Here is a 21444-nt window from a genome sequence, read left to right on the forward strand (position 1 = left end):
TCCCGGGGCGGACCGGGCCCCGCCGCCGGAATCCGGTCCGCCCGGCGCCCCCAGGGTGCCCGAAACGGCACGCCGACCGCGAAACGCCCCCTCACGTGGTCGGCGGACCACCACCGGTCGGGCACCCTGGGGGCGTGACCATCCCGACCCAAGCGCAGGCCCCCAGCCCGGGCCCCCACACGGCGCGCGCCCCGCGCCGCCCCGTCGACCTGCTCGTCGGCACGGCCGGGCTGCTCGCCGTCGCCGCGATCCTGCTCGCCGTGCGCGTCCTCTCCGACGGTGAGCCGGTCACCGGACCGGCCGAACTGCGCGCGCTGCTGCCCCTGGGGCTGCTCCTCCTCGTCGCCGTGGGCGCCAACCTCCTGCTCATCGTCCTGGTGTGCTTCGTCGTCCTGCGCACCCTGCTGCACGGCCGCATGCGCGACCTGGCCCGCGCGGTGACGGCGGCGGTCAGCGCCTACGCCCTGGCGTCGCTGATCAACGCCGCGCTCGCCGCGCTCCTGGGCTCCCGGGAGGTGCTGGACACCCTCACCGGCACCCCCGACGACGTCTTCACCAACGCCACCCTCGGCTACGTCGCCGCCGCCATCGCCTTCACCCGCACGATGCCCACCGGCCAGCCCCGGGTCCGGGCCCTGCTGTGGACCGGCGTCGTCCTCGTGGCCGGGTGCGCCCTGCTCGCCCTGGTCACCAGCGTCCTCGCGCTCGTGCTGACGGTCCTGGTCGGACTCGTGTGCGCCGCACTGGCCCGCTACGCCGTCGGCGCGGGCCCCGCACCGCGCGCGGAGGGCCGCATCCACGCCGAGATGCACCGGTTCGGCATGACCACCACCGACATCCGCCAGGCGGGCACCGACGACGAGGGCAACCCGCGCCACGTCGCCGACCTGGCCGACGGCACCCGCGTCGAACTGGCCCTCATGAGCTCGGAGAACACCGCGGGGTTCTGGCGGAGGCTGCGCGACCTGCTGCTCCTGCGCGGCCCCGTCGCCCCCCAGATGCTCTACGGGGTGCGGCGCCGCGCCGAGCACGCCGCGCTCATGAGCTTCTCGGCCCGCGCGGCGGGCGTCACCGTCCCCCGCGTCCTCGCCGTCGGCGAACTGGGCCCCGGCACGGTCATGCTGGCCCGCGAACTCCTCCCCGTCCGCACCCTCGACACCCTGGACGAGGCCGACCTCACCGACGACCTGCTCGACCGCTGCTGGTCGGCGCTGGACGCGCTGCACCGCCGCCGCATCGCGCACGGCAACCTCAGCCCGGCCGCCGTCGGGGTCCTCGACGACGAGCACGGGACCGTGGCCCTGACCGGGGTCGACCGGGGCGCCGTCGCCGCGCACCAGCTCAAGACCTCCCTGGACACGGCCGCCATGGTGACGCTGCTCGCGCTGCGGGTCGGGCCCGAGCGCGCCGTCGCCTCGGCCGTGCGCTCCCTGGGCGTCCCCGCGACCGCCGCCGTCCTGCCGCTGCTCCAGGCCGCCGGGCTGCCCTACCCCCTGCGTGAGCGCGTGCGCGGGCGGTCGGACCTGCTCAGCGATCTACGGGTGCGCATCGTCGCGATCGCCCCCGAGGCGCCCGCCGCCCCCGCGCGGCTGGAGCGGATGCGCCCGCGCACGATCGTCAGCGTCATCGTGGCGACCGTCGTCGGGCTGGTCCTGGCCTACCAGCTCGCCGGGGTCGACCTGCGGGGCATCGGCGACGCCGACCCGGGGTGGACCGCCGCGGCGTTCGCCACGGCGACCCTGTGCATGGTCGCCGGCGCGATGGTCCTCATCGGCTTCGTCCCGATCCGGCTGCCGTGGTGGCGCACGGTGCTGGTGCAGTACGCGGGCTCGTTCGTGCGGATCGCCGCGCCCGCCGGACTGGGGTCGATCGCGGTCAACAGCCGGTTCGTGGTCAGGGCGGGCGCGCCGACGTCGCTGGCGCTGTCGGCGGTCGGCCTGAGCCAGCTGGTGGGGTTCCTCGTGCACGTGCCGCTCCTGCTGGTGTGCGCCTACCTGACCGGCACCTCGTACTGGACGGGCTTCACCCCCTCGCCGACCGTCATCGGCGTCAGCATCGCGGGCACGGCCGCCGTCGGCGCGGTCCTGCTGCTGCCCGGACTGCGGCGCGGGGTGGTCGATCGGGTCGGGCCCTACCTGCGCGGCGTGCTGCCCCGGCTGTTGGACACCCTCCAGCGCCCGGTCAGCCTGGCGCTCGGCCTGGGCGGGACGGTCCTGCTGACCGTGGGGTTCGTGCTGTGCCTGTACTTCTCGGTGCTCGCCTTCGCGGGACCGGAGACGGGGGTCAGCCTGGTCGCGGTCGCGGTGGTCTTCCTGGCGGGCAACGCGATCGGGTCGGCGGCGCCCACCCCCGGCGGTCTGGGCGCGGTGGAGGCGGCGTTGATCGGCGGCCTGACCACCGTGGCCGGGGTTCCCGCGGCGGTCTCCCTGCCCGCGGTGCTGCTGTTCCGGGTGCTCACGTTCTGGTTCCCGGTCCTGCCCGGCTGGGGCGCCTTCTCCTACCTCCAGCGCCGCGAGGCCGTCTGAGGTCCCGGCGGACGGCTCAGACCCCCTCCTCCAGGGTCTCGACCGCCCGGGAGAGCACCGACGCGAACTCCCGCGCCGCCTCCGCGCGGGCCCGGTCGGCGAGCTCCTCGCGCTGTTCCTCGACGCAGTCGGTGTCGGCCGGGTCCTCGACGCAGGCGTCGACCAGCTCCGGCGTCGAGACCTCCGGGGCGGGGTCCAGGTCCAGGGACGTCAGGGCGAAGTGCACGTCGCCGACCCGTCCCCAGGCGGCCCGGGAGGACATCTCCACCCCGTCCCCGGTCAGGCTCATCGAGAACATCCCACCGCCGTCGGGCAGCAACGGCGACTCCTCCGCGGTCAGGCCGCCGCGCGCCTCCACCCCGTCCGCGACCACCGTCATCTCCGCACACCGGTCGAGCAGGTCGGACCACGCCGAGGCCGCGGAGGCGTCCTCCGGGAAGTCACCCGAGACGAGGACGTAGGTGTACAGGGCGGAGGGCGCGGAGGTGGTGGCGACCTGCCCGGCGCCCTCGACGGCCTCCTCCGGCAGCTCCACGGCGCCACCGTCCAGCACGTCGGCGCACCCCGCGGGCTCCACCCGGTCGAAGGGCGTCGCGGACGCCGCCGTCCCGTCGAGGTCGTCGATGTCGAGGGTCTGGACGGTGTACCCGATGGGGTAGGCGTCGGCGTCGAGCAGCAGGGCGTCGAGGCGGTCGCTGGCGTCCAGGTCCGGCCGGGGCGCGCAGCCGACCGCCGCGACGAGGGCGGTCAGGGGCAGCAGGGGGAGGAACACGCGGTGTCGGCAAGGCATGGCGGCCTCTCTGCGGGGAGGTGACGAGGAGTGCTCGTCACGGTCCGACGCGGAGTGGACACGCGAGGTTTCGCCATGTCGGGAATCGGAGGAGAAATCCGGTTGCCGAGGCGGCCCTGACCCCTCAGAGCACGTCCGGCGACACGTCCAGCACCGTGCGGTCCCGCGAGGCGACCAGGTCGAACCACGGCCCGGTGCGCGGGAGCTCGTGCCGGAGGAAGTAGGCCGCCGCCGCGCGCTTGCCCTCGTAGAACGCGCCCTCGCGGCCGTGCGCCGCGACGAGCTGCTCCAACCACAGCCACGCGACCACCACGTGCCCCACGGCCTCCATGTAGGGGGTCGCGTTGGCCAGGGCCACGGCGGGGTCGCCGTCCGCCCACGCGCTGGCGGCGGCCTCCGCGACCCGGTCCAGGGCCCCGGCCAGGCGCTCCGCGAACGCGGCCTCGGCGCCGCCGAGCTCGCGCGCCCGGGCGACGGTCTCCCCGGCGGTCTCCAGGAGCACCCGGAGCCGCGCGCCGCCGTCCTGGACCGCCTTGCGGCCCAGCAGGTCCAGCGCCTGGATGCCGTGCGTGCCCTCGTGGATCGCGTTGAGCCGGTTGTCGCGGTAGTGCTGCTCCACGTCGTACTCGCGCGTGTACCCGTACCCGCCGTGCACCTGGACGGCCAGGCTGTTGGCCTCCAGGCACCACTGGGACGGCCAGCTCTTGACGATCGGGGTCAGCACGTCGAGCAGCAGGCGGGCGCGGTCGCGCTCGGCGTCGCTCCCGGCGCTGGCGGTCTCGTCGACCAGCCGCGCGCAGTACAGCACCAGGGCGAGCGCGCCCTCCACGTAGCTCTTCTGGGCCAACAGCATGCGGCGCACGTCGGTGTGCTCGATGATCGGCGCCTGCGGTCGGGTCGGGTCCTTCTCGCCGAGCGGGCGCCCCTGGAGGCGTTCGCGGGCGTAGGCCAGGGACTTGAGGTAGCCGGTGTAGCCGACGGCGGTCGCGCCCGCGCCCACGCCGATCCGGGCCCCGTTCATCATGTGGAACATGCACTTCAGGCCCTCGTGCGGCCTGCCGACCAGGTAGCCCACGGCGCCCGGGGACCCGCCCGGGGTGTGCGCTCCCTCGCCGAAGTTGAGCAGCGCGTTGACCGTGCCCCGGTAGCCCATCTTGTGGTTGAGCCCGGCCGGGACGACGTCGTTGCGCTCGCCGATCGACCCGTCCGCCCCGACCAGGTACTTGGGCACGACGAACAGTGAGATGCCCTTGACCCCGGGCGGGCCGCCGGGCAGTTTGGCCAGCACCAGGTGGACGATGTTCTCCGCGAGCTCGTGGTCGCCCGCCGAGATCCACATCTTGTTGCCGAAGATCCGGTGGGTGCCGTCCCCGGCGTCCTCGGCGCGGGTGGTGATGTCGGCGAGGGAGCTGCCCGCGTGCGGTTCCGACAGGCACATGGTGCCGGTGAAGCGACCCTCGACCATGGGCCGGACCCACGTGTCGACCTGCTCCGGGGTGCCGTGCGCCAGCAGCAGGCGGGCGTTGCCCGCGGTCAGGAACGGGTAGGCGGAGGTGGCCAGGTTGGCGGCCTGGAAGTAGGCGTTGCAGGCGCTGGCGACCACCTGGGGGATCTGCGCGCCGCCGACGGAGGCGTCCATGGACATCGACATCAGGCCGGTCTCCGCGTACACCTGAAGCGCCTTGCGGACCTCGGGGATCACGTGGACGCGCTCTCCGTCGAACCGGGGTTCGTCGGCGTCGCCGGCCTTGTTGTGCGGGGCGAAGTGATCGGTGGCCACCCGTTCGGCGAGGTCGAGCGCGGCGTCGAAGGTCTCGCGGGAGTGCTCGGCGTACCGGGGTCGCTCGATGAGCGACTCCGCGTCCAGCCACTCGTACAGCAGGAACCGCACGTCGCGCGCGGACAACAGGGTGGATGCCACGGCCGCCTCCTCAACGATGTCAACCGACTGGTCGGTATGGTATCCGCTCCGGGGAACGCTGCCCCGACCGGGGTCGCCGGACGCCGGGGCGGCCCCGAGGCACCCTAGGCTGAGGGCATCCGACGACCCTGGAGGAGAACCCGCCCATGACCGACGCGCGCACCGTCCTGCTGCTCAACGGACCCAACCTCAACCTTCTGGGCACCCGCGACCCCGGGCAGTACGGCACCACCACCCTGGAGGAGGTCGAGCGGCGCGTGGTCGAGCTGGGCGAGGAGCTGGGCGTGCGGGTCGTGTGCGCGCAGAGCAACAGCGAGGGCGCGATGGTCGACCACCTCCACTCCGCGCGCCACTGGGCGGGGGTGGTCCTCAACCCGGGCGCCTACGCGCACTACGGCATCGCGCTGCGCGACGCGATCGACGCCGTCGAGGCGCCCGTGGTGGAGGTGCACATCTCCAACGTCTACGCCCGCGAGGAGTTCCGGCACACCTCCGTGACCGCCCCGGTGGCCGCGGGCTACGTCGCCGGATGCGGGGTGTTCGGCTACGAACTGGGGCTGCGCGCGGTCCTGCGGCGCGACGCCGAACGCCGGTCGCGGTAGGGGCGGGGGTCCCACCGCCCGAGGCCCCGGCGGGTTAGCGTGGCCCCAGGGCGAGAGCGAGGAGGGTCATGGTCTTCCGGTATTCGAGCGTGGTGCCCGCGCCACGGGACGAGGTCTTCGACTGGCACACCCGTCCGGGGGCGTTCACCCGGCTCGCGCCGCCCTGGCAGCCGCTGCGCCCGGTCTCCGAGGCCGACTCCCTGAGCGACGGCACCACCGTCCTCGCCCTCCCCGGCGGGGTGCGCTGGGTCGCCGCCCACCTGCCCGAACGCTACGACCCCCCGCGCCGGTTCGCCGACCGCCTGGTCTCCCGCCCCCTGGCGCCGCTGCTGCGCTGGACGCACGTCCACTCGTTCACCGCCGAGACCGACCACAGCACCCTGGTCACCGACCGGGTCGCCACCACCCTGCCGGACACGCTGCTGCGGCCGGTGTTCGTCTACCGGCACGCCCAACTCGCCGACGACCTCGCCGCCCACGCGCGCGCCCGCGCCTGGCACGACGCCCCGGTCACCGTGGCCGTCACCGGGGCGAGCGGGCTCGTGGGACGCACCCTGTGCGCGCTGCTCACCACCGGCGGGCACCGGGTGGTCCGCCTGGTCCGACGCGCCCCGGAGTCCCCGGACGAGCGCCGCTGGAACCCCGAGTCCCCTGCCGCCGACGTGCTCGACGGCGTGGACGCGGTCGTGCACCTGGCGGGGGAGCCGCTGTTCGGGCGGTTCACCGAGGCCCACCGGGCGGCCCTGCGCGACAGCCGCGTCGGTCCGACCCGCGCCCTGGCCGAGGTCGCCGCCGAGGCCGCCGACGGTCCCCGTGTGTTCGTCAGCGCCTCGGCGATCGGCTACTACGGGCCCGCGCGCGGCGACGAGGTCCTCACCGAGGACAGTCCGCGCGGCGACGGCTTCCTCGCCGAGCTGGTCGCGGACTGGGAGGAGGCCGCCCGCCCGGCCGCCGAGGCGGGCCTGCGGTGCGTCCAGGTGCGCACCGGCATCGTGCAGACCCCGGCGGGCGGCGTGCTGGGGCTGCAGTACCCCCTGTTCGCCGCCGGGCTGGGCGGACGGGTCGGGGACGGCCGCCAGTGGCTGTCCTGGATCGGGGTGGACGACCTCGCCGACGTCTACGTCCGCGCCGTCCTGGACGCGAACCTGGCCGGACCGGTCAACGGGGTGGCCCCGAACCCGGTGCGCGGCGCCGACCACGCGCGCGCTCTGGCGGCCACGCTGCGCCGACCGGCCGTGCTGCCCGTCCCCGGCTGGGGACCCGCGCTGCTCCTGGGACGCGAGGGCGCCCACGAGGTGGCCCTGGCCGACCAACGCGTGGTCCCCTACCGGCTGCGCTCCGCCGGGCACGAGTTCCGGTACCCCGACCTGGAGGGCGCGCTGGCCCACCTGTTCGGCCGCCACCGACGCGGCTGAGGAGCCCTCCCGCGCTCACCGCCGTTCGCGGTACAGGTCGGCCAGGAGGGCGACCGCCGCGTGGGTGGCGGGGTGCGGGTCGTGGCGGCGCCAGATCAGGCGCACCGCCACCGGGTCGGCGTCGCGCACCCGCCGGTAGACGATCCCGTCGCGGCGGTACTGGGTCACCGTGGACCGCGGCGTGACGCCGACACAGCGGCCGGTGGAGATCGCGGCGAGCCAGTCGTCGACGTCGTGCGTGTACTCCAGCGCCGGACGGTCGTCCTCCGGCCACAGGTTCACCGTCGTGGTTCCCGTGCGCCGGTCCACCACGAGCGTGCGCTCGCGGATCTCCGCCAGGCGCACCGAACGGCGCCGCGCCCACGGGTCGTCGGCGGCCAGGGCCACGTAGCGCGGCTCGTGCCCCACCACGGCCTGGTCGTAGCGGCGGGCGTCGACGGCGGTGCGCACCACGGCCAGGTCGCACGTGCCCTCGGCGAGACCGCCCGTGGGCGAGTTGTTCCGCACCAGGCGGAGTTCGACGTCGGGGCGCCGCTCGCGCCAGAGGCGCTGGAACTCGGCGGTGTGGCGGCCCATCGCCGACCACGCGTGGCCGACGAGCAGCCGGGTGTGGCCGGTCGCCGCCTCGTGCAGCAGGTGGTCCGCCTCCGCGAGCAGGTGGCGGGCCCGTGCCAGCACCTGCACCCCCGCGGTGGTCGGCGTGCACACCCGGCTGGTGCGGTGCAGCAGGCGCACGCCCAGGATCCGCTCCAGCGCCGACAGCGTGCGCGAGACCGACGCCTGCGACACCCCGAGTTCGAGCGCGGCGTCGCTGAAGCCGCCGGTGTCGACGATCGCCACCAGGCAGCGCAGGTGGCGCAGCTCCAGATCTGACTTCCCATCCATACGTCCAGCGTATAGAACGTGCGTCGGATGCATTTTGCGCATGGACCGGGAGCGGTGAGAGTCGTGGCATGTCCACACACGAAGCAGCCGCGGTCGCCACGGGACGGTCGACGCCCACCGGACACGGGGGCGGGATCGCGCTGATGCTCGGCAGCGGGCTGTCCAACCAGGTCGGGGCGTCCGTGGCCGCGCTCGCCTTCCCGGTCATGGGGCCGGTGGGCACGGTGGCCGTCCGGCAGTGGGTGGCGGCGGTCGTGCTGCTGGGCGTCGGCCGCCCCAGGCCCTGGACGTTCACCGCCGCGCAGTGGCGCCCCGTCCTGGGACTGGCCGTGGTGTTCGCGGTCATGAACCTGTCGCTGTACGCGGCGATCGACCGCGTCGGGCTGGGCCTGGCGGTCACTCTGGAGTTCCTCGGCCCGCTGACCGTCGCCCTGGCCACCTCGCGCCGCCGGTCGGACACGGCCCTGGCGCTGGCCGCGGTGGGGGCGGTCGCGGTCCTGGTCCGCCCCCAGCCCAGCAGTGACCACCTCGGCGTCGGCCTGGCGTTGCTGGCCGCCGTCTGCTGGGGCTGCTACATCCTGCTCAACCGCGAGGTCGGCGCCCGCGTGCCCGGCGTGGAGGGTTCGGCCACGGCGGCGGCCGTGTCCGGACTGCTCTACCTGCCGGTGGGCGCGGTGGCGCTGTGGCACCACCCGCCCACCGGGGCCGCGCTCGCCTGCGCCCTGGCGGCCGGGGTGCTCTCCTCCGCCGTGCCGTTCCTGGCGGACCTGCTCGCCCTGCGCCGCGTGCCCGCCCGGTTCTTCGGCGTCTTCATGAGCGTGAACCCGGTGCTGGCGGCGCTGGTGGGCATGGCGATGCTCCAGGAGCGCCTGGACGCGGCCTCCTGGGCGGCGGTGGCGGTGATCGTCGCCGCCAACGCCGTCGCGGCCACCCGACGCTGACCGGCCGCGCCTTGGCGGGCCTCCGCCGCGCATCGGCCCGCCCGTCGCCCGCGCCTAGGACGTCGGCCGCCCCGAGTCCGCCTCGAACCGCACCACCACCGACTTCGACGTCGGGGTGTTGCTCACCTCGGCGGTCGAGTCCAACGGCACCAGCACGTTGGTCTCCGGGTAGTAGGCCGCCGCGCACCCGCGCGCGGTCGGGTAGTGCACCACCCGGAAGTGCGGCGCGCGCCGGTCGACGCCGTCAGCCCACTCGCTGACGATGTCGGTGTAGGCGCCGTCGACCAGGCCCAGCTCCCGCGCGTCCTCGGGGTTGACCAGCACCACCCGGCGCCCGTCGTGGATGCCCCGGTAGCGGTCGTCCAGGCCGTAGATCGTCGTGTTGTACTGGTCGTGCGAGCGCAGCGTCTGCAGCAGCAGCCGCCCCTCGGGGACCTCCGGCGCGTAGCGTCCGTTGACGGTGAAGTTGGCCAGCCCGGTCGCGGTGGGGAACCGCCGGTCGTCGCGCGGCGCGTGCGGCAGGGTGAACCCTCCGGGGCGCCGTGCCCGGGCGTTGAAGTCGTCGAATCCCGGCACGACCGCCTCCACGCGGTCGCGGATCCGGTCGTAGTCGGCCAGCTCCGACCAGGCCACCGGGCTCTCGCCGAGCACCCGGGACGCCAGGTCGCGGATGATGTCGACCTCCGAGCGCATGCCCTCCGACAGCGGCGGCAACACCCCGTGGGAGGCGTGCACCATCCCCATGGAGTCCTCGACCGTCACCCAGCGGGGGCGGCCGTCGCGCAGGTCGCGGTCGCTGCGGGCCAGCGCGGGCAGGATCAGCGCGCGCGATCCGGTGATCACGTGCGACCGGTTGAGCTTGGTGGACACGTGCACCGTGAGCCCCACCCGGCGCATCGCGTCCTCGGTGACGAGGGTGTCGGGCGTGGCCGCCACGAAGTTGCCGCCCATCGCGAAGAACACCCGCACCCGCCCCTGTGCCATCGCGCGGATGGAGTCGACGGTGTCCAGTCCGTGCTCGCGCGGCGGCTCGAACCCGAACTCCGCCCCCAGGGCGTCCAGGAACGCGTCCGTCGGGCGTTCGAAGATCCCCATCGTGCGGTCGCCCTGCACGTTGGAGTGCCCGCGCACCGGGCACACGCCCGCGCCCGGCCGCCCGACGTTGCCGCGCAGCAGCAGGAAGTTGACCACCTCGCGGATGGTGGGCACCGAGTGCCTGTGCTGGGTCAGCCCCATCGCCCAGCAGACCACGATCCGCTCGGACTCGGTCACCATCCGCGTGACGCGCTCGACCAGCTCCCGGTCCAGCCCGGTGGCCCGCTCCACGCGCGGCCAGAACTCCTCCTCCGGCTCGGACAGCAGCTCCTTCGCGAACTCCTCGAACCCGTGCGTGTGCGCGTCGACGAACGCCCGGTCCAGGACCTTCTCCCCGCGCCGGTCGGCCTCCAGCAGGAGCCGGTTCACCGCCGAGAACAGCGCCAGGTCACCGCCCAGCCGGATCTGCGCGAACACGTCCGTGAGCTCCGTGCCGCGCCCGATCAGCCCCCGCGCGGTCTGCGGGTTGCGGAAGTCGCGCAACCCCGCCTCGGGGAGCGGGTTGACCGTGATGATCCGCGCGCCGGACCGCTTGGCGCGCTCCAGGGCGCTGAGCATCCGGGGGTGGTTGGTGCCCGGGTTCTGTCCGGCGACGATGATCAGGTCGGCCTGGTGGATGTCCGCCAGGGACACGCTCCCCTTGCCGACCCCCAGGGTCTCGGTCAGCGCCGACCCGGACGACTCGTGGCACATGTTCGAGCAGTCGGGCAGGTTGTTGGTGCCCAGAGCCCGCGCGAAGAGCTGGTAGCAGAACGCGGCCTCGTTGCTGGTGCGGCCGGAGGTGTAGAAGACGGCCTCGTCGGGCGAGTCCAGTCCGCGCAGCTCCTCGGCGACCAGGTCCAGGGCCCGGTCCCACGTGACCGGCTCGTAGTGGGCGGCGCCCTCGGCCAGGTACAGGGGCTCGGTGAGGCGGCCCCGCTGGCCCAGCCAGTAGCCGGACCGCTCCGCCAGCTCGGGGACGGAGTGCTCGGCGAAGAACTCGGCGGTCAGCGCCCTGGCCGTGGCCTCCTCGGCGACCGCCTTGGCGCCGTTCTCGCAGAACTCCGCCCTGTGCCGCCGCTCGGGTTCGGGCCAGGCGCACCCGGGGCAGTCGAAGCCGCGCTTCTGGTTCACGGCGAGCATGGCGGGCACTCCGCGCCGGACCCCGGCGTGCTCGCCCACCTGGCGGACGCTGTTGATGACGGCGGGCAGGCCGACGGCGCTCTTCTTGGGCGGTCCCACCCGGGGAGAGTCCTGGGCGGGGTCGGGCTGTGCGGGGCGCTGGTGTGTCACACCCCTCATTGTCGCACCGGTCGCTGCGTCAGTTCACCGCGACGGGCGTACCGCCGGTGATCCTCACCAGTTCCGCGAAGTCGGTGGGGAAGACGGTGTTCGGCGTCCCTCCGGCCGCCCACAGCCGCGGGTAGTCCTCCAGGGCGGTGTCCACCACGGTCTCGACCGGCGCCGGGTGGCCCAGGGGCGCGACCCCGCCGATCGCCTGGCCGGTGGCGGCGCGCACCTCCTCGGCGGTCGCGCGGCGGACGCGCTGGCGCCCGAGGCGCTCGGCCAGCAGCGCGGGGTCGACCCGGTGCCGCCCGCTGGTCATGACGAGCAGGGGGCGCTCGTCCGCCATGAACACCAGGCTGTTGGCGATCGCGCCCACCTCGCAGCCCAGGGCTGCGGCGGCCTCCGCCGCGGTGCGCGTCGAGGCCGGGAGTTCGCGCACGGCCCCCCGCGCGCCGACGCCCTCCAGTGCCTCCGCGACCCTGCGGCTGCGCTCCGCGAGCCCCTCGGCCATGGGTGCACCGTCCCTTCGTGTCGGTGTGCGCACGGCCGCGACGACCGCGCGCCCCCGTTCTACCACGCGACCGGGGCCGCTCCCGGCCCGATCCTCGGCCGCCGTCCGGACGCGGGGACCGGGGCGCGGCCTCACAGCCGCGACCGCACCACCACGGTGACGCCCCGGTAGTCGTCCAGGCCGGTGGCCACCTCCGGGGTGGGCGCTCCGGTGGCCGGATCCGGCACGTCGTGCACGGGGGCGCCGAAGTAGTCGGCCCACGCGCGCGCCGCCTCCGCGCCGCCGGGAACCGTGCCGAGCAGCGATCCGCGCGGGCCCAGCCGCCACTCCACCAGGGGAAGCTCGTGCTCGGCCTCGGCCGCGACGAGCCCCGGCAGGAGCGAGGCCGCCCTGGCACGCGCCTGGATGTGCTCGGCGCGCTCCGGGTCCTCGGCGCCGTTGAAGGATTCCATCCCTGGTCCCCCGATCCACCTCGACTCGGGCCATTGTCGCCCAGGACGCCGCGCGGTGTGGGGAAACCGCGGGATTCGGTGGGCGGGTCCGGGAACGGTCAGTCCATGGCGGCGCGGCCGTGGCGCCAGTAGCCGATGAAGGTGATGTCGGCCTTGGGCACGCCCCGCTCGCGGACCAGGTGCCGCCGCAGCCCGGTGGGCAGCGCGTTCTCCCCGGCCACGAAGCAGTAGGGGCGGCCCTCGGGCAGGTCGGCGGCCAGGACGGTCTCCAGGGCGAGGACGCCGGGGACGGCGTGCGGGTCCGTGCGGGGGAGCCAGTGCACGGACACGCCGGGCGGGGCGGACAGGTCGCGGACGTCGTCCTGGGAGGGGACTTCCAGGTAGACCTGGGCGCGCAGGTCGTCGGGGGCCTGCTCCAGGATCGACACCAGGGCGGGGACGGCGCTCTCGTCGCCGACGAGCAGGTGCCAGTCGGTGCCCGCGCTCGGCTGGTAGTACACGCCCTCGGTCAGGATGCCCATCTCGTCGCCGGGGCGCGCGGCGCCGGCCCAGGCGGAGGCGGGGCCCGCGTCGCCGTGGTCGACGAACTCCATGTCCAGCTCGCACCGCTCGGCGTCGTACCGGCGCACGGTGTAGTTGCGCACGTGCGGGCGTCTGCTCTTGGACATCGCGTAGAGCTGGACGACCCACCGGCGGCCGGTGCTGGAGGGCATGTACAGCTGGTCCTGGCCCTCACGCGGCAGGAAGATCCGGACGAACTGGTCGCGGCCGAGGTAGGGGAAGTCGGCCAGGTCCTCACCGCCGAGCGTCACGGTGACGAAGTTCTTGCTGGTCCGCTCCGTGCGCACGACACGGGTCCGGAGCATCGCGCGGTGGCTGGGCTGTTCGACGCGCACGGGGCCTCTCTCCTGAACGGGGGACGCGACCGACCACCGGCCGCGCGTCGTTAGGTTAGCCTAACCAATCCGTCTCGTCGATACGGGGTGCCGCCGTCCTACCTCGCGCCGGCCGGCGTCCCGTCCTCGCCGACCACCAGCGGCACATGGGTCTCCGCCCAGTTCAACAGGGGGAGGAGCAGGTCGGTGACCTCGCGTCCGGCGTCGGTGAGGCGGTACTCCACGTGCGGCGGAACGACGGGTCGGGCCTCGCGCAGGACGATCCCGTCGCCCTCCAGCGTGCGCAGGGTCTGGGCGAGCATCTTCTCGCTGATGCCGCCGATGCCGCGCAGGAGTTCGCTCCAGCGCCGGGGTCCGCCGTGCAGGGAGACCAGGACGAGGACCCCCCACTTGCTGGTGATGTCGCCCAGCAGTCGGCGGGAGGGGCAGTCGGCGGAGAGGGCCCGGCCGCGGGGCCGCGCGTCGGGGGACCGTGCGTCGTCGTGCATGTCTCTAGCTTACCAAAAGGTGGGTACCCGACTTTTGGAATGTACCGCCGAAGTGCCCGGTTGCCACCAGACAGCGACCGGGAACCGCCCGGTCCGTCCACGGAAGGACCACACCATGAGCGTCGTCGTCACCGGTGCCACCGGACACCTGGGCCGCCTCGTCGTCGAGGAACTCCTCGCCGCCGGTCACCCCGCCGACCGGATCACCGCCGCCGGGCGCGACGCCGGGAGGCTGGCCGCGCTCGCCGAGCGCGGTGTGGCCACCGCCCGCATCGACTTCGAGGACCCCGCCTCGCTCAAGGCGGCCTTCGAGGGCGCCGGGACCGTTCTGCTGGTCTCGGGCAGCGAGATCGGCAGGCGTGTGGAGCAGCACCGCAACGCGATCGAGGCCGCCCGCGCCGCCGGGGTCGGCCACCTCGTCTACACCAGCGCGCCCCGGGCCACCACCACGAGCCTCGTGCTCGCACCCGAGCACAAGGCGACCGAGGAGATCCTCACCGCGTCGGGCCTGGCGTACACGATCCTGCGCAACGGCTGGTACCACGAGAACTACGAGCAGCAGCTCCACCAGGCGCGGGAGACGGGGGCCGTCGTGGCCAGCGTGGGGGAGGGTCGCGTCGCCAGCGCCGCCCGCCGCGACTACGCCGCCGCGGCGGCCGTCGTCCTGCGGGACCCGGCCAAGCACGTCGGCGCGGTCCACGAACTGTCCGGTGACAGCGCCTGGACCCTCGACGAGCTGGCCGCCGCCCTCACCGAGGTCCTGGGCCGTGAGGTGGCCGCCCGGAACGTCACCCCCGAGGAGCACCTGGCCGAGCTCACCGGCGCGGGTCTGGACGAAGGCACCGCGAGGTTCGTGGTCGCCCTGGACGGCAACACACGCGACGGCGAACTGGCCGGGACCAACGGCGAGCTCGCCCGGCTGATCGGCCGGCCGACCACGCCGCTGGTCGAGTCCCTGCGAGCCCTCGTCTGACGCCGCGGGTCCCGCCCACCGGGTGGGGGTGGGCGCCGAGCGCGCGCCGTCAGTCGGCGGTCCTCTCCCACACCGAGACGTGCTGGCGGCTCGCGCCGGTGAACGGGGCCCGCGTCCACCCGTCCCACCGGGCGACGGACCGCATCCCGGCGAGCCGGGCCATGAGGTCGAGTTCGGCGGGCCACACGTAGCGGAACGGGAACGACCGGTAGCTGCCGCGCCCGTCGACCACCTCCACGTAGTTCGAGCTCATCGACTGGGTGGCGACGTCGTACCGGTCGAAGGCCCAGCGGGTGGGGCTCGCGTGCATCGGCACCGCCTCCTGCCCCTCGGGGAGTCGGCGCAGGTCGGGGACGCCCACCTCGATGACGAAGCGTCCGCCGGGCGCGAGGTGGCGGGCGGCGTTGCGGAAGCAGTCCACCTGGGCGTCCTGCGTCGTCAGGTTGTTGATCGTGTTGAACACCAGGTAGGCGAGGGAGAAGGTCCCCTCCACCCGGGCCGTGGCGAAGTCGCCGATCGTCACGCCGACCGCCTCGCCGCCGGGCTTGGCGCGCATCCGGGCCACCATCGCGCGTGACAGGTCGATCCCGTGCACGGGGACGCCCCGCCCGGCCAGGGGCAGCGCGATCCGTCCCGTCCCGATCCCGAACTCCAGCGCCCGGCCGCCGTCCGCGAACTCCGTCAGGAGGTCGACCGCCGGATCCACCGCCGCGGGCGCGAACATCTCCGCCGAGTCCTCGTCGTAGGTCGCCGCCACGTCCTCGCCGAAGCAGCCGTCGTCATGTTCCATGCTCGGACCCTAACTCCGCCGCCCGCGCGGGCGCACCCGGTTTTCCCGGCCCCGGTTCCCCGTCGGAGCCGGGTGGTGTTCGCGTCGTTCCTGCCGTATTCGGATGTGGAGGGCGTATTGGCCGGAAGTGCGTTTCTCACAGCGGACAAAAACCCGTGGTGCATCCCTTCCATAAGCAAGGTCTATGTCCTGATATTCAGTGCAAAACGGTCAATCCTGAGTCTTGTGATCCCCTGGTGTCCCGTGGGTGTCGATCATGCGAAGTCGCAGGTCATAGTGGCTTTGCTCGGTTCGTCGAGGATGGGGGTGCGACCAGAATGCGTGGCGTCTCCGCCTCCGTTTCTCGGAATTGGGACGGGGAAACGGGCACTGCGATCCAGGAGTTCTCCGCCAATAACCACGGATCGCTTGTGCCCTCGGAGTTTCGTCTCCTAGTGTTTCCAGCGGTTTACGGAACGTGTCTGACCAGCGAAGACGCAGGTTCGGCGTGCGTGAACCGACCCCGACCAACTCCCGTGGACCTCCCGCCGCGACGCCGACGCGGCCGACGGCGGGCCCGCGACCGACGACGAGGAGACACAGGGCGGATGTCGATCGACTCAGCTCCTGAGGTGCGCACCGACGAGCAGCAGAGCCTGGCCACCACGGCCGCGCGGAACCTGGCCACCACGACCAAGTCCGCACCCCAGATGCAGGGGATCAGTTCCCGCTGGGTGCAGAAGACGCTTCCGTGGGTGCAGACCGACGGCGGCGTGTACCGCGTCAACCGGCGACTCACCTACACCGTCGGCGACGGCAGGATCGAGTTCACCCAGAACGGCTCCGACGTCCGGGTCATCCCCCAGGAGCTCAGCGAGCTGTCCCTCCTGCGCGGCTACGACGACATGGAGGTCCTGAACGCCCTGGCGAACCGCTTCACCCAGCGCGAGTTCGAACCCGGCGACGTGCTCGCCCGGGAGGGCGCCCCGGCCGACCACCTCTACCTGATCGCCCACGGCCGGGTGCACAAGACCACCGAGGGCCCCTACGGCGAGACCACCCGCCTGGGCGTCCTGGCCGACGGCGACAAGTTCGGCGAGCGCTACCTGCTCGACCACCAGCCGAACTGGGAGTTCACCGTCAAGGCGGCGACCGCGGGCACGCTGCTGGAGCTGCCCCGGGACCAGTTCATCGCCCTGGTGGACGACTCACCCAGCCTCCAGGCCCAGATCCACCGCGTGCAGAGCCTGCCCCAGCAGCGGCAGAACAGCCACGGCGAGGCGGAGATCGCGCTGGCCTCCGGCCACGTCGGTGAGCCCGACCTGCCCACCACCTTCGCCGACTACGAGCTCAGGCCGCGCGAGTACGAGCTGAGCGTGGCCCAGACGGTGCTCAGGGTGCACAGCCGGGTCGCGGACCTCTACAACAAGCCGATGAACCAGACGGAGCAGCAGCTGCGGCTGACCATCCAGGCCCTGCGCGAGCGCCAGGAACACGAGCTCATCAACAACCGCGAGTTCGGTCTGCTCCACAACGCCGACTTCAAGCAGCGGATCCAGACCCAGGAGGGTCCGCCCACCCCGGACGACCTCGACGACCTCATCACCATGCGGCGCAACACGCAGTTCCTGTTCGCCCACCCCAAGGCCATCGCCGCCTTCGGCAAGGAGTGCAACAAGCGCGGCCTGCCCATCGGCACCGTGGACGTCAACGGCCACCACCTGCCCGCCTGGCGGGGTGTGCCGCTGCTGCCCTGCGGGAAGATCCCGATCTCCTCGGGCCAGATGTCCTCGATCATCGCCGTCCGTGTCGGTGAGGACAACGAGGGCGTCATCGGCCTCCACCAGACCGGCCTGCCCGACGAGGTCGAGCCGGGCCTCAACGCCCGGTTCATGGGGATCTCCGACAAGGGCATCATCTCCTACCTCGTCAGCACCTACTTCTCCGCCGCGGTCCTCGTCCCGGACGCCCTCGGCGTCCTGGAGAACGTCGAGGTCCGTCCGCGTGACTGACCGCCCGCCGCTGACAGGGAAGGAGGACTGAGACGGTGTCACTGCTGTCCCGGATGTCCGCCTCGACCGCCACACACGCGGCGGTCGAGCTGGTGGACGTCCTGCTCCGTGACCCGAAACGGCCCGGCAGACCGGATCTGCTCGCCCCCGCGACCGCCCCGGCCGGGGAAGGGGGCGAGCAGGGGGCGGCCGCGACCAGGCTGCCCACCGGGCCCACGGGGCTCGGCGGCGCGGCCGCCACGGCCCTGCTCCCCGAGCGCGTCGCACCGCCACCCGGCGCCGCCCCCGCGCAGGCGCCGTCCCCGCGCGGGGACGGCGCTCCGGACCGGCCGCGGATTCCGACCGCGCCGCCCGGGCCGACCCTGCCGGGACGGACCGGAGGCCGAACCGAACGGGTCAGGGAGCGCGCGGAGCCGCCCGCGGCCGAACCCCGCCCCCGTAAGGGCCGCCAGGACCTGGTGCTGTACTGCCCTCCGGCCGTACGGGACGACCCGGCGCTGGGTAAGGAGGTCGACGAACGCCTGGTCGAGTGGGCCGAGGAGGTGGGAATCTACCCAGGCCAGCTCGACAAGGTCAGGAGGGCCGAGTTCGGGCGGCTGATGATGCTCGCCCACCCCGAGACCGACGACCCCGACCGACTGCTCGCGGCGGCCAGGTGCGGCCTGTCCGAGTGGGCCGTGGACGACCACTGCGTCGACGGCGAGGTGGAGAAGGCGCGCCCGGAGCTGCTCGGCCAGCGCCTGGCGATCCTCCACTCCGTCATCGACCAGGCCAACCTGCCCATGAGGTACGCGCCGCGGTTGGAGAAGGTCGTCAGGGCCGACCCGGTGGCCGTCGCGCTGCGCTCGGCCCTGAACAACCTGGCCACCATGGCGACGACGTCGCAGGTGCGGCGCCTGCGCCACGAACTGGGGATCATGTTCGTCGCCTACAACCAGGAAGGCGTGTGGCAGAACCTCGGACAGCGGCCGCCGGTCTGGGAGTTCCTCATGCACCGGCACGAGAACAGCTTCATCCCGTGCATGGTCCTCGTCGACGCGATCGCCGGCTACGAGCTGCCCTACGCGGAGTTCGCCGACCCCCGGGTCCGCAGGGCGTTCACCCTGGCGGGCACCGCCACGGTGATCGTCAACGACCTGTACTCGATGGGCAAGGAGGACCCGGGCGACTTCAGCCTGCCCCGCCTCATCGCCTCCGAGGACGACTGCTCGCTGAGCGAGGCCGTCCAGCGGACCGTCGAGATCCACGACGAGCTCATGCACACCTTCGAGGCCGAGGCGTCCGCCCTGGCCGCCGCCGGATCCCCGGAACTGCGCCGGTTCTTCGCCAGCACGTGGGCCTGGGTCGGCGGCAACCGCGAATGGCACGCGTCGAGCGCCCGCTACCACGGCACGGGCGAGGGCTGAACCCCCGGACGTTCCCGGGGCGCGCGCCGCTCGTCCCGGCCCGGCGCGTACCGGGCCGCACCCTGACATCACGACAAGGAGAGTCCCCTACATGACGTCGACCATGCCCTCCTCCGACCGCGTCCTGCGCACCGACTACCAGAAGTCCGTCGCCGAGTACTGGAACGCCGAACAGGACCCCGTCAACATCCGCCTCGGCGAGGTCGACGGGTTCTTCCACCACCACTACGGGGTCGGGGACTACGACCCGTCCGTCCTGGAGGGCCCGGAGGAGACCCGCGACGCGCGCGTCATCGAGGAGATGCACCGCCTGGAGACCGCCCAGGCCGACGTGCTCCTCGACCACCTGGGCGAGGTCGGACCCGACGACCGCGTCATGGACACCGGCTCCGGCCGGGGCGGGACGAGCTTCATGGCCAACCAGCGCTTCGGCTGCCACGTCGACGGCGTGAGCATCTCCCAGAAGCAGGTGGACTTCGCCAACGCCCAGGCCGAGGAACGCGGCGTCGCCGACAAGGTGGCCTTCCACTTCCGGAACATGCTGGACACCGGCTTCGCGTCGGGCTCCCTGAAGGCCAGCTGGAACAACGAGTCCACCATGTACGTCGACCTGTTCGAGCTGTTCCGCGAGCACGCCCGGCTCCTGGAGTACGGCGGCCGCTACGTCACGATCACCGGCTGCTACAACGACGTCACCGGTGGCCGTTCCAAGGCGGTCAGCCGGATCGACGAGCATTACACGTGCAACATCCACCCGCGGAGCGCGTACTTTCGGGCGATGGCGGCCAACGGCCTCGTGCCGATCAACGTCGTCGACCTGACCGACCAGACGATCCCGTACTGGGAGCTGCGGGCCCGGTCGTCGGTGGCGACCGGGGTCGAGGACCCGTTCCTGACCGCCTACAAGGAGGGCAGCTTCCACTACCTGCTCATCGCGGCCGACCGGGTCTGACCCGGCGGCGGCGCGGGCGCCCCCGACCGGAGTCGCGGGCGCCCGCGCCACCCGAGCCCCCGTCCCAGCCCCGCCGCCGAACTCGAAGGACGTTCATGACGACCAGCCCCGCCACCACCGGCCCCACCGCCTCCCGCGCGCCCGACGGCGGCGCCGACCAGCCGATCATGCTCGAACTGGTCGACGAGGCCGGGGTCACCATCGGCATCGCCGAGAAGCTGTCCGCCCACCGGGCGCCGGGGCGGCTGCACCGGGCCTTCTCGGTCTTCCTCCTCGACGACCGGGGCCGCATGCTGCTCCAGCGCCGTGCCCTGGGCAAGTACCACTCGCCCGGCGTGTGGTCGAACACGTGCTGCGGCCATCCGTACCCGGGGGAGCCGCCGTTCGCGGCCGCGGCACGGAGGGTCGGAGAGGAGCTGGGCGCGGCGCCCGCCCTGATGCGGGAGGCCGGGACCGTGCGCTACCACCACCGGGACCCGGACTCGGAGCTGGTCGAGCGGGAGTACAACCACCTGTTCGTCGGGCTGGTCGCCGGCGGACTCCGCCCCGACCCGGACGAGATCGCCGAGACGGCGTTCGTCGACCCCGCCGAGCTGGAGCGGATGATGGGCGAGCGGCCGTTCTCGGTGTGGTTCCCGACCGTGCTCGACGCCGTGCGCCCCGCCCTGCGCGCGCTCGTCGAGGGTTCGGGCTGGTAGACGACGCGAGGCAGGGGCCGTGATGCGGGAGATCGAGACCAGGTACCGCGTGGCGGATCCCGACGCGCTGCTGGTGGCTCTGGAACGGGCCGGGGTCGCCTTGGGGGAGGCGGTCCTCCAGGACGACCAGGCCTACGCCCCGGCGGACTGGGAGCCGGGCACGCCCCGGATCGGGCGGACGTTCTGCCGCCTGCGGACCCAGGACGGCCTGCACGTCTTCACCACCAAGACGCCGACGGCCGACCCGAGGGAGCACACCGAGCACGAGACGGCCGTCGCCGACCGGGGGCAGATGCACGCCGCCGTGCTGCGGATGGGGTACGTGCCCAGCCTGCGCATCGTCAAGCACCGGCGGACCGGGGTCCTGAGGGAGATGCTGGTCTGCGTCGACGAGGTGGCGCACCTGGGCGTCTTCCTGGAGCTGGAGGTGGTCGTGGACGACGACCGCGACGGCTCCGCGGTGCGGGCGGAACTGGACGCGTGGGCGCGGGGACTCGGTGTCCGGTTGGAGCACACGATGGAGACCTACGACATCCTCGTCCGGGCTGCCCGGGGCGCCTGAGGCGGGGCGCGGGAGATAACGAATCGGTCAACCCGCGGGTCGCGGCGGCGCGGTCGGTCGGTGACGGTGCGTGGAGCCCGGCGGCGTGCGGGAAGCCCCGCCCCGTCGGGCTTCCCGCGACTCGGGCCACTCCGAAGTCAACAGTGATGACACACCGTGGCCGCGCGGTGTGGCTGCTGGGGCAAAAGTAAAGCTTCGCGGTTTTTGTGTCGCTTGCCACTCTCACGGGCTTAGGATCCCGAAAGTGAAGTTCGGCTAAAGCGTGACCGTAGGCGCGCTAAACGC

The 21444-nt window shown here is 73.4% G+C and carries 19 protein-coding genes; 10 read left to right on the plus strand and 9 right to left on the minus strand.

Annotated elements, in window-relative coordinates:
* Positions 1-134: 134 nt before the first annotated feature.
* Positions 135-2525 (plus strand): lysylphosphatidylglycerol synthase transmembrane domain-containing protein, encoded by a 2391-nt coding sequence (locus AB0I72_RS24150; RefSeq protein WP_358572475.1) that lies wholly within the window; start codon positions 135-137, stop codon positions 2523-2525.
* A gap of 16 nt (positions 2526-2541) precedes the next feature.
* On the opposite strand, the gene AB0I72_RS24155 is transcribed toward AB0I72_RS24150, so the two are convergent.
* The gene (locus AB0I72_RS24155) at positions 2542-3315 is read right to left on the minus strand and encodes a hypothetical protein (RefSeq protein ID WP_358572477.1); all 774 of its coding nucleotides are present in this window, start codon (positions 3313-3315) and stop codon (positions 2542-2544) included.
* 124 nt (positions 3316-3439) lie between these two features.
* The gene (locus tag AB0I72_RS24160) at positions 3440-5236 is read right to left on the minus strand and encodes an acyl-CoA dehydrogenase (RefSeq protein ID WP_358572478.1); all 1797 of its coding nucleotides are present in this window, start codon (positions 5234-5236) and stop codon (positions 3440-3442) included.
* A 146-nt stretch (positions 5237-5382) separates the two neighbouring features.
* On the opposite strand from AB0I72_RS24160, the gene aroQ reads away from it, so the two are divergent.
* Positions 5383-5838: a type II 3-dehydroquinate dehydratase gene (gene aroQ / locus AB0I72_RS24165; protein WP_358572480.1), complete on the plus strand. Its 456-nt coding sequence runs from the start codon at positions 5383-5385 to the stop codon at positions 5836-5838.
* A gap of 68 nt (positions 5839-5906) precedes the next feature.
* On the plus strand, positions 5907-7253 hold the full coding sequence (locus AB0I72_RS24170; protein WP_358572482.1) for a TIGR01777 family oxidoreductase: 1347 nt from the start codon (positions 5907-5909) through the stop codon (positions 7251-7253).
* A gap of 15 nt (positions 7254-7268) precedes the next feature.
* Here AB0I72_RS24170 and AB0I72_RS24175 read toward each other — a convergent pair whose 3' ends face one another.
* Positions 7269-8138, minus strand: a complete 870-nt coding sequence (locus tag AB0I72_RS24175; protein ID WP_358572484.1) for a LysR family transcriptional regulator — start codon at positions 8136-8138, stop codon at positions 7269-7271.
* Positions 8139-8206: 68 nt separating this feature from the next.
* Between AB0I72_RS24175 and AB0I72_RS24180 the strand changes: the two genes are divergently transcribed.
* The gene (locus tag AB0I72_RS24180) at positions 8207-9079 is read left to right on the plus strand and encodes an EamA family transporter (RefSeq protein ID WP_358572486.1); all 873 of its coding nucleotides are present in this window, start codon (positions 8207-8209) and stop codon (positions 9077-9079) included.
* Between the two features lie 54 nt (positions 9080-9133).
* Here the strand turns inward: AB0I72_RS24180 and AB0I72_RS24185 are convergent, their stop codons facing one another.
* From AB0I72_RS24185 to AB0I72_RS24205, 5 genes are all read right to left on the minus strand, one after another.
* Positions 9134-11455: an FdhF/YdeP family oxidoreductase gene (locus AB0I72_RS24185; protein ID WP_358572488.1), complete on the minus strand. Its 2322-nt coding sequence runs from the start codon at positions 11453-11455 to the stop codon at positions 9134-9136.
* 19 nt (positions 11456-11474) lie between these two features.
* The gene (locus tag AB0I72_RS24190) at positions 11475-11951 is read right to left on the minus strand and encodes a YbaK/EbsC family protein (RefSeq protein ID WP_358572490.1); all 477 of its coding nucleotides are present in this window, start codon (positions 11949-11951) and stop codon (positions 11475-11477) included.
* Between the two features lie 131 nt (positions 11952-12082).
* The gene (locus tag AB0I72_RS24195) at positions 12083-12403 is read right to left on the minus strand and encodes a hypothetical protein (protein ID WP_358572492.1); all 321 of its coding nucleotides are present in this window, start codon (positions 12401-12403) and stop codon (positions 12083-12085) included.
* A gap of 98 nt (positions 12404-12501) precedes the next feature.
* Positions 12502-13299, minus strand: a complete 798-nt coding sequence (locus tag AB0I72_RS24200; protein ID WP_358572494.1) for a siderophore-interacting protein — start codon at positions 13297-13299, stop codon at positions 12502-12504.
* A 98-nt stretch (positions 13300-13397) separates the two neighbouring features.
* Entirely contained in the window at positions 13398-13787 is a 390-nt protein-coding gene (locus tag AB0I72_RS24205) for a helix-turn-helix domain-containing protein (protein WP_358572496.1), read from the minus strand.
* 115 nt (positions 13788-13902) lie between these two features.
* On the opposite strand from AB0I72_RS24205, the gene AB0I72_RS24210 reads away from it, so the two are divergent.
* Positions 13903-14760, plus strand: coding sequence for an SDR family oxidoreductase (locus AB0I72_RS24210; RefSeq protein ID WP_358572498.1), 858 nt, complete (start codon positions 13903-13905; stop codon positions 14758-14760).
* 49 nt (positions 14761-14809) lie between these two features.
* On the opposite strand, the gene AB0I72_RS24215 is transcribed toward AB0I72_RS24210, so the two are convergent.
* Positions 14810-15550: a class I SAM-dependent methyltransferase gene (locus AB0I72_RS24215; RefSeq protein WP_358572500.1), complete on the minus strand. Its 741-nt coding sequence runs from the start codon at positions 15548-15550 to the stop codon at positions 14810-14812.
* Between the two features lie 587 nt (positions 15551-16137).
* On the opposite strand from AB0I72_RS24215, the gene AB0I72_RS24220 reads away from it, so the two are divergent.
* From AB0I72_RS24220 to AB0I72_RS24240, 5 genes are all read left to right on the plus strand, one after another.
* The gene (locus tag AB0I72_RS24220) at positions 16138-17541 is read left to right on the plus strand and encodes a family 2B encapsulin nanocompartment shell protein (RefSeq protein WP_358572502.1); all 1404 of its coding nucleotides are present in this window, start codon (positions 16138-16140) and stop codon (positions 17539-17541) included.
* Between the two features lie 35 nt (positions 17542-17576).
* Positions 17577-18947 (plus strand): family 2 encapsulin nanocompartment cargo protein terpene cyclase, encoded by a 1371-nt coding sequence (locus AB0I72_RS24225; protein WP_358572504.1) that lies wholly within the window; start codon positions 17577-17579, stop codon positions 18945-18947.
* Between the two features lie 91 nt (positions 18948-19038).
* Entirely contained in the window at positions 19039-19899 is an 861-nt protein-coding gene (locus AB0I72_RS24230) for a geranyl diphosphate 2-C-methyltransferase (protein ID WP_358572506.1), read from the plus strand.
* Positions 19900-19994: 95 nt separating this feature from the next.
* Positions 19995-20597 carry an isopentenyl-diphosphate Delta-isomerase gene (gene idi, locus AB0I72_RS24235; RefSeq protein ID WP_358572508.1) on the plus strand — a complete coding sequence of 201 codons (603 nt, stop codon included), beginning with the start codon at positions 19995-19997 and terminating at the stop codon, positions 20595-20597.
* Between the two features lie 22 nt (positions 20598-20619).
* A complete protein-coding gene (locus AB0I72_RS24240; protein WP_358572510.1) occupies positions 20620-21159 on the plus strand; it encodes a CYTH domain-containing protein in 540 nt (179 codons plus the stop codon).
* The last annotated feature ends 285 nt before the right edge of the window (positions 21160-21444 follow it).

It is taken from the genome of Nocardiopsis sp. NPDC049922 (assembly GCF_040660275.1).
Classification (GTDB): domain Bacteria; phylum Actinomycetota; class Actinomycetes; order Streptosporangiales; family Streptosporangiaceae; genus Nocardiopsis.